Source organism: Adonisia turfae CCMR0081, assembly GCF_011009555.1.
Lineage (GTDB): Bacteria > Cyanobacteriota > Cyanobacteriia > Phormidesmidales > Phormidesmidaceae > Leptothoe > Leptothoe turfae.
Genome location: NZ_QXHD01000004.1, coordinates 2,095,577 through 2,107,725 on the forward strand (window position 1 = coordinate 2,095,577; position 12,149 = coordinate 2,107,725).

At 43.5% G+C, this 12,149-nt stretch carries 10 protein-coding genes; all 10 read left to right on the forward strand.

Annotated elements, in window-relative coordinates; all coding sequences use genetic code 11:
- Nucleotides 1-15 precede the first annotated feature (15 nt).
- The 10 genes from DXZ20_RS13330 to DXZ20_RS13375 all read left to right on the forward strand — a co-directional run bounded on the left by DXZ20_RS13330 (nt 16) and on the right by DXZ20_RS13375 (nt 12,141).
- Entirely contained in the window at nt 16-2,232 is a 2,217-nt protein-coding gene (locus tag DXZ20_RS13330) for an ATP-binding protein (protein ID WP_250565750.1), read from the forward strand.
- On the forward strand, nt 2,229-2,609 hold the full coding sequence (locus DXZ20_RS13335; protein ID WP_163698660.1) for a response regulator: 381 nt from the start codon (nt 2,229-2,231) through the stop codon (nt 2,607-2,609). Before DXZ20_RS13330 ends, DXZ20_RS13335 begins: the two co-directional genes overlap by 4 nt.
- A 9-nt stretch (nt 2,610-2,618) precedes the next feature.
- On the forward strand, nt 2,619-4,538 hold the full coding sequence (locus tag DXZ20_RS13340) for a response regulator (protein WP_163698662.1): 1,920 nt from the start codon (nt 2,619-2,621) through the stop codon (nt 4,536-4,538).
- A 265-nt stretch (nt 4,539-4,803) separates the two neighbouring features.
- A complete protein-coding gene (locus DXZ20_RS13345) occupies nt 4,804-5,586 on the forward strand; it encodes a phycocyanobilin:ferredoxin oxidoreductase (protein ID WP_163698664.1) in 783 nt (260 codons plus the stop codon).
- A 539-nt stretch (nt 5,587-6,125) separates the two neighbouring features.
- Nucleotides 6,126-6,644 (forward strand): C-phycocyanin subunit beta, encoded by a 519-nt coding sequence (gene cpcB / locus DXZ20_RS13350; RefSeq protein WP_163698666.1) that lies wholly within the window; start codon nt 6,126-6,128, stop codon nt 6,642-6,644.
- Between the two features lie 64 nt (nt 6,645-6,708).
- Nucleotides 6,709-7,197 carry a C-phycocyanin subunit alpha gene (gene cpcA, locus DXZ20_RS13355; RefSeq protein ID WP_163698668.1) on the forward strand — a complete coding sequence of 163 codons (489 nt, stop codon included), beginning with the start codon at nt 6,709-6,711 and terminating at the stop codon, nt 7,195-7,197.
- 94 nt (nt 7,198-7,291) lie between these two features.
- Entirely contained in the window at nt 7,292-8,110 is an 819-nt protein-coding gene (locus tag DXZ20_RS13360; protein ID WP_163698670.1) for a phycobilisome rod-core linker polypeptide, read from the forward strand.
- An 89-nt stretch (nt 8,111-8,199) separates the two neighbouring features.
- On the forward strand, nt 8,200-9,072 hold the full coding sequence (locus tag DXZ20_RS13365) for a phycobilisome rod-core linker polypeptide (RefSeq protein WP_163698672.1): 873 nt from the start codon (nt 8,200-8,202) through the stop codon (nt 9,070-9,072).
- A gap of 64 nt (nt 9,073-9,136) precedes the next feature.
- Nucleotides 9,137-9,397, forward strand: coding sequence for a rod-capping linker protein CpcD (cpcD, locus tag DXZ20_RS13370; protein ID WP_163698674.1), 261 nt, complete (start codon nt 9,137-9,139; stop codon nt 9,395-9,397).
- A gap of 95 nt (nt 9,398-9,492) precedes the next feature.
- Nucleotides 9,493-12,141: a phycobilisome rod-core linker polypeptide gene (locus tag DXZ20_RS13375; RefSeq protein WP_163698676.1), complete on the forward strand. Its 2,649-nt coding sequence runs from the start codon at nt 9,493-9,495 to the stop codon at nt 12,139-12,141.
- Nucleotides 12,142-12,149: the final 8 nt, after the last annotated feature.

Genomic DNA, 12,149 nt, shown 5'->3' on the forward strand with positions numbered 1-12,149 from the left:
TTGAGTTTATCGCTGATGGTGCTTGACGTTAGCGTAAGTGAATTTTCTTCCTGGAAAGAGGTCATGGATGCTCAACCATTGACTGCTTCCAGTCAAACTTCGCTGCCAAGAGCATTAACGAAATTTACCACTCATCCTGAAGTTGGCTGTATTATTGTGTTACGTCGGGCTCAGGTGGTTGGTATTGTCACTCGACAAGATGTCCTAAAACTCATTGCGAAAAGAACGGACTGGGCCAGACTACGATTATCTAAGGTGATGACACGGCCTGTGATAACAGTTGTGTCATCTGAATTATCCACCATAGAATCACTGCTAGAGCAATTTGAGTGTCATCAGATTAGCTATCTTCCCGTGTTGGATGAGCAGAGTGGATTAAAGGGCGTCATTTCTCACAAGCGCCTGCTAATGGCTTCAAATTATCAGAATACTGAAGTCATTCTTAAGCGGAAGCATCAACGGGCCCAGATTTTTGCAGACATTACCCTCAAAATTCGGCAGTCATTACAACTCAAAGAAATCTTACAGACAAGCGTTGAGGAAGTTCAAAAACTACTGAATGCTGACCGAGTCTTAATCTATAAAGTTTTGCCCGATGGTACGGGTAAGGCAACGAGTGAGGCGGTTAAGGACTCCTATCCAGCCGTTTTAGGGATGACCTTTCCTGAAGAGGTATTTCCAACCGATTATCAACAACTCTATGCGAAAGGACGTGTACATGCTATTACCGATGTTCATGACCCCGAGGCTGGTGTTGCTGAATGTTTAGTTGAATTTACTGAGCGGTGGGACATTAAGTCTAAGTTGATTGTTCCAATTGTGTATCCCCTGACTCCTAAGCAAACAAAAGTTGATAAGTCTAATCACCAAGACTTGTGGGGGCTGCTCATTGCCCATCAATGCGAAAGTCCACGGCGGTGGACAGACTTTGAATTAGAGTTAATGCAGCAGCTCGCCGCTCAGATTAGTATTGCGCTTTCCCAGGGGCAGATGCTGGAGTATTTAGAAGAACGGGTCAAATTACGCACCGCAGAGTTGACTGAAACCAACAAAGCCCTGTACCAAGAAATTCAAGAACGGAAGCAGATTGAAATAGCACTGCGACAAAGTGAAGAACAAATACGTCTGATTACGAATAATTTGCCAGTTCTCATTGCCTATGTTGATGCTCAACAATGTTATCGATTTAACAATCAGGCTTATAATTCCTGGCTAGGTCAAGATCCTACAGACCTCTATGGTAATCCCATCAAAGCTTTTAAGGATCCTGACTATTATGAGACAATTCGTCCTCATATTGAAGCGGCTTTAAGTGGTAACCAGGTGACCTATGAGAGTGAACTTATCTTTAAAGATGGCTATATCCACTCGATGAGTGTCAGCTATATTCCTCATCTGGAACTTACGGAACAGGGGCAAGCCATAATCAATGGTTTCTTTTCACTGACCACGGATATTAGCGATCGCAAAGCCATTGAACGAATGAAAGATGAATTTATTGCTGTTGTTAGCCATGAATTAAGGACTCCTTTAACATCACTGCATGGCTCATTAAAGCTGATTGCTACAGGGCGTTTAGGGCATTTATCAGAAGAAGGTCAACAAATGCTGGCGGTGGCGGATGAAAGTACTGATAGACTTGTACGTTTAGTCAACAATGTCCTGGATCTACAGCGGATAGAATCCGGTGAAGTCACTATGGATAATTGCACATGTAATGCTGCTGATTTAGCAGAGCAAGCGGTTGAGGCCATGCAGCCCATAGCTCAACAACATGATATTGAGATCCATACCCTGCTGGAACCACTCTTAATTTGGGCTGACCCAGACTATATTGTGCAAACTCTAACCAATCTCATTGGAAATGCCATTAAGTTTTCAGCTCCTAATAAAACAATTCTCTTAAGCCTGCAATCACACTCTATTGCTCCAAAATTACCTAATGGCTCTACCAAACCTTCATTATCTGATTTAGAGGCAGCACTTTTCTGTGTGAGAGATCATGGACAGGGCATTCCTTCCGATAACCTAGAGAGTATATTTGAACGATTTCAACAGGTTGATTCTTCTGATTCTCGTAAGAAGGGAGGAACAGGTCTAGGATTAGCGATCTGTCGTAAGATTATCGAACAACATGGCGGCACAATTTGGGCCGAAAGCCAGATAGGAATTGGTAGCAGCTTTTATTTTACTGTTCCGCTTTCCAAGGATCAGGTATTAAAAACATTATGAAATCCAAACTGATACTGGTGATTGATGATGAAGAGCCTATTCAGAAGGTGGTTAGGCTCAGCTTAAAGATGGAAGCCAATTGGCAAATTATTTGTGCATCTTCGGGAAAGGAAGGAATTCATCTGGCTGAAACACGCCAGCCAGATGCCATTCTACTGGATGTAATGATGCCTGACGTAGATGGCATTAGTACCTTTGAAAAGTTACATAATAATCTTCAGACCAGAGATATTCCAGTTATTTTGTTGACGGCTAAAACTGGAACAGCAGAAAAACGCTTATTTCAAAAGATTGGGGTGACCGGGGTTATTACTAAACCTTTTAACCCTTTATCATTGGCCAGTCAAATAGCCAAGTTGATAGGGTGGCAACTCTAGGGGGATTTAATGAAAATCTTATTGGTAGACGACGACAACGCAATTTCTGAAGTTCTCATCCAGCAGTTAACAGTACAAAACTATATTGTTGACCGGGTGGCTGATGGCGAAATGGGGTGGTCCTATGCGTCTACCTTTAACTATGACCTGATTTTATTAGATTGGGGATTGCCTCACCTGGATGGAATGCAACTCTGTCAACGGTTGCGCCGTGAAGGATACGGTGTGCCTATTTTACTGTTGTCGTCTAGAAATCAACAAGTCGACAAAATCAAAGGGTTGGAGGCTGGTGCCGATGATTATTTAGTCAAACCCTTTGATATCAAAGAATTGTTAGTGCGTATTCGCGTACTGGTACGACGTACGTCTGCTGAACCACAACCCGTTTGGGGATGGGGAGACCTTTGTCTTGACCCAGCCAGCTGTAATGTCACCTATCAGGGGCATCCCATCAAACTGACGGCTAAAGAGTATGCTCTGCTAGAATTTTTCTTACGTCATGGCCATCAGGTTTTTAGCACATCTGCACTATTGGATCAGATCTGGTCTTCTGATGAATTTCCCAGTGAAGCGACTGTGCGATCGCATATTCGGGGACTACGGCAAAAACTTAAGACGGCTGGAATTTCAGCTGACGTAATTGAAACCGTACGAGGGTTGGGATATCGCCTCGGGACATCACCATTAACATCCCTTCACCACCAAAAACTATCGAAAACAATTTCATCTGAACGTCAGGCTCAGTATTTGCAAGGTCTGACTCAAACCTGGCAAACTCACAAAGATGAAAGCATTAGACGTTGGCATTACTTAGCACATTTGTCACAAACTCTCAAAGAACAAGACATCAATGAGCAACAGCAGCTACAGGCCAAACAAATGGCCCATAGTCTAGCAGGGACCTTGGGGATTTTTGGATTGATCGAGGGCCATCGCTTAGCTGTAAAGATAGAGCAACTCCTGGACGCAGTGTCGACCTTATCACCGACACAGGTAAAACAATTTCAGGCATTGGTGACCACCTTAGGCCATACATTGGACAATCCACCACAGCTAGTTTCCTGGACAGAAAACGCCCCTCATTTGCCCAAAATTCTCATAGTAGATGTCAATGAAGCTTCTTATATTCAGCAACTGATGGCGTTGGCCGTAGCCCAGGGCCTAGGCATAGATGTGGCCACCTCCACTGAAATGGCATCTCAAGTTTTAGGCCTAAATGACTCTAAAACCCCTAACCTTGATGTTGTCACCGAGCTTCCAGACCTGGTACTCATCAACCTGGTTAGTAGCGATACCGATCTTGTACTGGCTGAATCTAACTCAAAACTGCTATTACAATTGAGCACCCAATTGAATACTCACTGGCCTCAGCTGCCCATGGTATTAATCACTCCTCAAGCAGATTTTAGTAATCGCCTGGATTTAACTCGTCGAGGAGCTACCAAAGTACTAGAGTATCCAGTGAGTCCTGCAGAAGTACTAGAGGCTATTGATCAGGCAACATACCTGAGATACCGTCACAGCAAAATCATGTTAGTCGATGACGACAGTCATTACTTACAACAGATGATGGAATTGTTACAACCCTGGCATTTGCAAATTACGCCTTTAGCAAATGCACAGCGCTTTTGGACAATCTTTAACCAGGTCATACCCGATATCATTGTTCTAGATATTGAGATGCCTGGAATTAATGGGTTTGATCTTTGCAAAGTGCTTCGTAGTCATCCTGACTGGCAGCATATACCCATCATTTTTTTGAGCGTCCATGGGGATCAAGATAGCCAATCTAAAGCGTTTGCTGTTGGGGCAGATGACTACATCACTAAATTAACCCAGGGACAGAACTTAGTGTTCCGTATCCTGAATCGATTAAGACGTTATCACGCTTGGTGTAATCAAGAAAATATAGCGTTAGCCTTAGAATAATCATCATATTTAGCGATAGATATTCGTCTATGCAATCTTGGATGTGCACAAAGGCTGCACAGTGGTACGGCATGGTAGAAAGATACCTTTGCAATACTCAACCCATCGGTTTTTACTCTCCCGTGTACTCAAAAAATTAAACAATGCGACAGGACAACGCATTGGCGATTGTGATTACACACAGAATGGCAACCCTTGCTCTAAAGCAACCCTTGCTCTAAAGCAACCCTTGCCCTAAAGATTTCGCAGTGACTTACGTACAATCATGAAGCAAGCTTGTTATAACTCCCTATGTCAACACCAGCATCCTTTAATTGCTCAATTAGCCAAGACCATTGAAGCAACCTGGCAAAATCAGTTTGTACTCTATCCTTATCAGATACCCAAAGATTTAGGCTATATAGAAGGGAGCCTTGAAGGTGAGAGACTGACCATTGAAAACCACTGTTATCAAACAGTACAGTTTCGCAAAATTCATTTAGAGCTTGCCAAAGTGGGTCAACATTTGGATATCCTGCATTGCGTCATGTTTCCACGCACCAACTTTCCCTTACCCATTTTTGGAGTGGATATTGTAGCGGGTCGAGGACAAATTAGTGCTGCAATTGTCGACTTATCTCCTGTTTCTGCTGTCCAAGGTTTACCTATCAAGTATCACAAAGCTTTGAAACACCTCTCTAGTCCTCGGTTTGTCAAACCGAGGAAGCTACCAACTTGGGGGGATATTTTTTCTGAGTTTTGTTTATTTGTTAGCCCTACAAATGAACAAGAAGAAATGTCATTTCTAACTCAAGCAAGTGATTTTTTATCAATCCATTGTCAATTAAGTAATCAGACCAGTCCTGTTGAATCCATGGAGCAGAAAGCAATCGTTGTAGAAGGACAACATCGTTATTGTTTACAACAACAAAAAAATGATAAAACCAGACGAATTTTAGAGTCTGCTTTTGGGACTGAATGGGCTGATCGATATCTGCGGACTATGTTGTTTGACTGCGGAGATATGGCTGTAACTGAGAAAAATACAACAGGATGTAAACCTTCATAAGGTATATAAGCCTATCATCAATCACTCAAAGGCTTATTCTACAAGCGCTTGGGGATTGTAAGCATTCAGATACAAAACCATGCACAGCTTCTGCACGATCAAATTGATTAAATCAAATTGGTTCAAAAGTCAGGGCCTTGATTACGGTCAAGGCTCTCTTCCCTCAAAGTTTGTTGGCAAATATTTTTTTGTTTTACAGCACAGTGGACTTGATCGGCAATAGATTAGAGGCAATATTGATTCCATGCCTTATACAGCAATGTTTAGGCTGCCTTCCAACAGTTCCTAGATCATTGTGCCATAAGGATTTATTGACGATAAAGTCTATGTGCCTTGGGGGATATGTTTTTGATGTTTTTCTCTATTAAGATGTTCTTCCATTTTTCCTGCTGGGGCGTTGCTCTCCTCACTCAAATAGAAGGAAATTAGTTTCACTCATTTGAATCTGACTTATCTAGAACATCTTGTTGGTGAAATTTGAAGCTTTTCTTAACAGCTTCAGTACTTGTATATGCTTGTTTTAAGTAGGAGATTTTTCCATGTTCGATGCTTTTACCAAGGTGATTGCCCAAGCCGATGCACGAGGTGAATACATTGGCGATTCCCAAATTAACGCGCTGACTCAACTCGTTGCAGATGGAAGTAAGCGCATGGATGTGGTTAACCGGCTAACAGGTAATGCCAGTGCCATTGTTACCAATGCAGCACGGGCTCTGTTCAAGGAGCAACCCCAACTGATTGCACCCGGAGGGAATGCATATACCCATCGTCGTATGGCGGCCTGTTTACGGGATATGGAAATCATTCTGCGCTATGTTACCTATGCAATTTTTATAGGTGATGCCAGTGTCTTGGATGATCGGTGTTTGAATGGGTTGCGTGAGACCTATTTAGCCTTGGGTGTACCGGGTGCTTCAGTGGCAGAAGGTGTGAATAAGATGAAAGAAGCGGCGATTGCGATCGCAAATGATAGAGCTGACATTACCCAAGGCGATTGCAGCTCCTTGATGGCCGAACTCAGTAGCTACTTTGATCGAGCAGCAGGTGCTGTTGGTTAATTTCAAAAAACACTAATAACTCTTTTGTCAATTTTGTAAGTAGTTTTTGGAGAGATTTAGCATCATGAAAACACCCATGACAGAAGCTGTTTCAACAGCCGATTCCCAGGGTCGCTTCTTAAGTAGCGTTGAAATGCAAGTTGCTTTTGGTCGCTTTCGTCAAGCTCAAGCAGGCTTATCGGCTGCTCAAACCCTGACAAAAAATGCAGATAGCCTAGTGAATGGTGCTGCTCAAGCCGTATACCAAAAATTCCCTTATACCACACAAATGCAGGGTAACAACTATGCCTCCACACCGGAAGGCAAAGCTAAGTGCTCCCGCGATATTGGCTACTACTTGAGAATGATCACCTATTGTTTAGTGGCTGGTGGTACAGGCCCTATGGACGACTACCTGGTTGCTGGGGCAGCAGAAATTAACAAAGCGTTTGAGCTATCCCCAAGCTGGTATGTTGAAGCTCTCAGTCATATCAAAGCGAACCATGGCTTAAGTGGAGATGCAGCCGTTGAGGCAAATTCCTACATTGACTATGCCATTAACGCTCTTAGTTAACGGTTAAACCTTATCCGCGGCCTGACACAATCAGGGCTCAGGCCGCGGATGTCATAACAGCATTGATAATCAACGATAGTTCTGGGAAGCCATTATGACAAGCGCAGCATCAGCCAGTTCACTCGGATTTGAACCATTTGCCCAGGTAGCCCCCATTGAGTTTAGGGCTAATGCAACTGAAACAGATATTAAAATCATTATTGAGGCTGCCTATCGTCAGTTGTTTGGCAACGATCACATAATGCGTTCAGAACATCTGACTAGTGCTGAGTCTTTGCTAAAGCAAAGACATATTCATGTTCGTGATTTTGTAAGAGCATTGGCATTGTCAAATCTCTACAAACACAAGTTCTTTAGTAACAACCCTCAGGTTCGTTTTATTGAGCTGAATTTTAAACATTTTCTGGGTCGAGCTCCCTATGACCAAACAGAAATTTCCGAACATGTGAACCTTTATATCAAAAAAGGATACGAGGCTGAAATTAACAGCTATTTTGATTCTTCTGAATATCGCGATACCTTTGGTGACCAAATTGTCCCATATTATCGAGGATTTGCTACCCAGAGGAATCAGAAAACAGTCGGCTTTGTCAGAATGTTTCAACTGTATCAAGGATATGCGAGTAGCGATCGAGCCCGAACCCAGAATAAAAAGGGATGCTTAACAACAGAATTGGCAACGAATACAGCCACTCCTGTAAGAACATCAGGCTTTGGTAAGGAATTGCAGGGTATCACCAGGGGTAAACGGGATAAACTCTATCGCATTCGCGTTTCTCAATCCGCTAGTGGACGTATCCCGCAAATTCGTCGCGGTATCCAAGAATATCTAGTTTCCTATGAACAATTATCATCCACAATGCAACGACTAAATCAGCGGGGTAGTCGCATTATCAATATTACATCAGCGTAATATTTCCACGTTTGGAGTGTTACCTCATACAGATATCTAAATCAAGGTAATTAAGTTACCGAGTCAAACAATTTGAAGGAGATTGATCTGTGGCTATTACCCGATCGGCTGCTTGGCTAGGCACTACACCGTTTAATGAGCAAGATCCTATAGAGTTTCGTCCCAATGCCTCGTCAGACACCATACAAGCCATTATTCATGGTGTTTATCGACATGTCTTGGGTAATGATTACTTAATGGAATCAGAACGGCTCGTTGGTTTAGAATCTCTATTTGTTAACGAAACATTAACCGTTCGAGAGCTTGTTCGAGCTGTTGCTAAATCTGAGCTATACAAGGCTAAGTTTTTGTATCCTAACTTTCAAACCCGTGTTATTGAACTAAACTTAAAGCATTTGTTAGGTCGGGCACCCTATAGCGAAGCAGAAATTATTGAGCACCTAGATCGCTATGAAACCGAAGGGTTTGATGCTGATATCGATTCCTACATCGATACACCGGAATATGAAAAGGCATTTGGCGATAATATTGTTCCCTATTATCGTAGTTTTAGAACGGAAGTAGGACAAAGTATCTCAGGGTTCACCAGAATGTTTAACCTCTATCGAGGCTATGCCAATAGTGATCGTTCACAGCTCGCTGGCAAAAAATCTCGTTTGGCAACAGAATTGGCCCTAGGAACAACTTCTGTAATTAATACCCCGTCAGGTACTGGCAGTGGAGTAAGTACGTATTTAGGGTCCGAGAAAAATAATACTCAAAACCGTGTTTTTGGACGGCCTCAAACAACCCAGGAACGTGGCACCCTATATCGAATTGAAGTTGCTGGTATGAGTACACCAGGCTATCCCAGTATTCGCCGTAGTAATCGAGTTTTTATAGTGCCCTACGAAACTCTATCTCAAACTCTACAACGCATCAACAAAACTGGAGGACGGGTTGCCAGTATTGCCCGTGCGTAAAACATTCAAAGTCATCAATCTTTCTGACTATCCTTCACTCGATTGTTACTAAAAGGTGATAACTATGTTAGGACAATATTCAACCAGTACGTTGTCTACTTCAGACAACCGCATGTTTGTGTATGAATTAAGTGGGCTCAGCGAAAATGAGGTGACATTTATTCATCAGTCCCCCATTCGTCAAAGTCATACCCAATTCATTCAAGTTCCTTTCCATCGTATGAATGAAGAAATGCAGCGCATCCATTTGCTAGGCGGCACCATTGTTAACATTCGTCCCCTGAACATCTCAGAAGGAACCATAGGGGTAACAGACCCTGATTAAGGTTGATTCAGCAGAGCAAATAGGCACTGCTAACAATGCTTCATGTTGAAAAAACTCAACCTAACGCGTTATTATAAGGGAGTCTTGGAAACAGAATGACTGTAACCGCAAGTGGTGGAAGTCCTTTGGTTCAGCCACAACTTTATCAGACCCTACCATTGGCCACAATTGTTCAGGCTGAACAACAAGACCGCTATATGGAAAGGGGTGAGCTAAGTACCCTAACTGAGTTTTTTAAGTCGGGGAAAAAGCGGCTTGCGATCGCAACTATAATCACTCAATACTCTGAACTGATTATTTCCCAGGCAGCTAACCGTATTTTTACCGGTGGTTCTCCCCTCTCGTATTTAGAAAGAGTTGAAATTGAACTCGCCCCCGAGCCTCAACTGTCAGCAGAGGCTAGCACCACAAATAGAACAGTCAACGGATACAATAAGCTTTTTGGTGGGTTTCGCGATTTCTTAACCGTTGCCGATGCACCCATACCACCTGGATTTCGCCCCATCAATATTGGTCGTTACGGACCTGAAAAAATGCAGAAATCGCTACGCGATATGAGTTGGTTTCTGCGCTATCTCACCTATGCCATTGTTGCGGGTGATCCCAATATTCTGTCTGTCAACGTGCGCGGTCTGCGGGAGATCATTGAAAATGCTTGTTCATCCGCTGCTACGATCGCTGCACTACAGATAATGCAGACAGCCAGCCTAAAGTATTTTCGCCAAGATCTGGCAGCCCAAGAAATAGTGATTCAATATTTCAATGTATTGATCAACGAATTCAAAGCGCCCGCTCCTTCGGATCAGGTTCGTCAACGATCGTCTCAGGATCTTCAAGGTCTACGGTTGCCTCAGATTTATTTCAATGCAGCAGAACGTCGACCTAAGTTTGTCATGAAGACTGATCTTTCAAGCTTTGAGAAAAGTTCAGTCATTAAGGCTGCCTACCGACAGGTATTTGAGCGCGATATCACCCGTACCTATTCTCTCCACATCTCCCACATTGAATCCAAGGTCAAAAGTGGTGAAATCACCATGAGAGAATTCATTCGCCGCCTCGCAAAGTCCCCTCTCTACCGCAAGAACTTCTTTGATCCATATATCAATAGCCGTGCCCTTGAGCTAGCGTTCAAACATCTTTTAGGGCGTGGTCCCAGTTCTCGAAAAGAGGTGCAAAAGTATTTCTCTATTGTTTCTCAAGGTGGCCTGCCCACCTTGGTGGATGCCTTGATCAATTCCCACGAGTATAGCGATTACTTTGGCGAGGAAACTGTTCCCTACCTGCGTGGTTTTGGCCAAGAAGCCCAGGAATGTAGTAATTGGGGACCTCAGCATGATCTTTTGAACTACAGTGCGCCTTTTCGCAAAGTCCCCCAGTTCATCACCACATTTGCCGCCTATGGGCAACCATTACCCGATCAGCATCCCTATGGTTCTGGCAACGATCCCCTCGAAATCCAGTTCGGAGCTATTTTCTCGAAAGAAACCCGTAACCCCAGCACTCGTCCCGCTTTCTTTAGCAAAGACACTCGCCGGATTTTAATTCACCATGGTGCCGGTATTGATAACCAAGTTAGTAATCCTAGAGATTGGCATAAACCACCCGGAACCTTAGGGCCTAAGGTATTCAAACTGGATCAAGTGCCATCTAGAAATAGCCAGAGCGTCAAGTTCTCTGAAAGCTCTACTCAGACAATTATTCGAGCTGTTTATCGTCAGGTTTTTGGCCGTGATGTGTATGCGGGTCAAGCGCTTAAGTCCGCAGAAATCCGTCTAGAGAATGGCGAGATTTGTGTCCGAGATTTTGTGAGACTCCTTGCCAAATCTGAAGTATTTCGCCGGACCTATTGGACCCCTTTATATGTCATGAAGGCAGTGGAGTATATCCATCGTCGGTTACTGGGACGTCCCACCTACGGACGTTGTGAAACCAATAAATACTTCGATATCTGTGCTAAGCAGGGATTCTATGCTTTGGTAGATGCCCTAATTGATAGTACGGAATATATCGAGGCCTTTGGCGATGATATCATTCCATACGAACGTTATATTACACCAGCAGGTCAAGCGCTGCGTGCCCTCCGGCAAGGGTCTGTTGGAGCGACAGGTCTCAAGCCACTTACCCACTACCCGGTACCTCGATTTGTAGAACTAGGGACCGTAAATTCTGTCTATGGCGAGGTTGAACTAAATCGGCGTGTTAGCCAGGGTGTGGATACTCGTCGCATTCAGACAAGAATCTTCAAGCTCACTAGCCTCGGCGACAAGATAAATATACAGTCTGTCATACAAGCCGCCTATTGCCAGATATTTGAGCGTGATATTTCTCCCTATATCGTTAAAACTGAGTTTACTTCTCTCGAAAGTAAGTTGAGTCATGGTGAAATCAACCTAAAAAAATTCATTGAAGACTTAGGTTGTTCCACTCTATATATGAAAGAATTTTATGCTCCATATCCCAACACTAAAGTAATTGAATTGGGAACAAAGCACTTTCTAGGACGTGCTCCTTTAAACCAAACAGAGATTCGGAAATATAACCAACTGCTGGCTACCCAAGGTATTCGTGGCTTCATCCAAGCCATGATTAAGACCCCAGAATATGCTGAGTTCTTCGGCAATGATACGGTTCCCTATCGTCGGTTCCCAACGCTACCGGCTGCAAACTTTCCCAACACTGAGCGGCTATATCAGCAGCTAACACGCCAGACTAGTAATAGTGTGCTCTCTAGCGTGGCCCCTTAAGTTTTAGG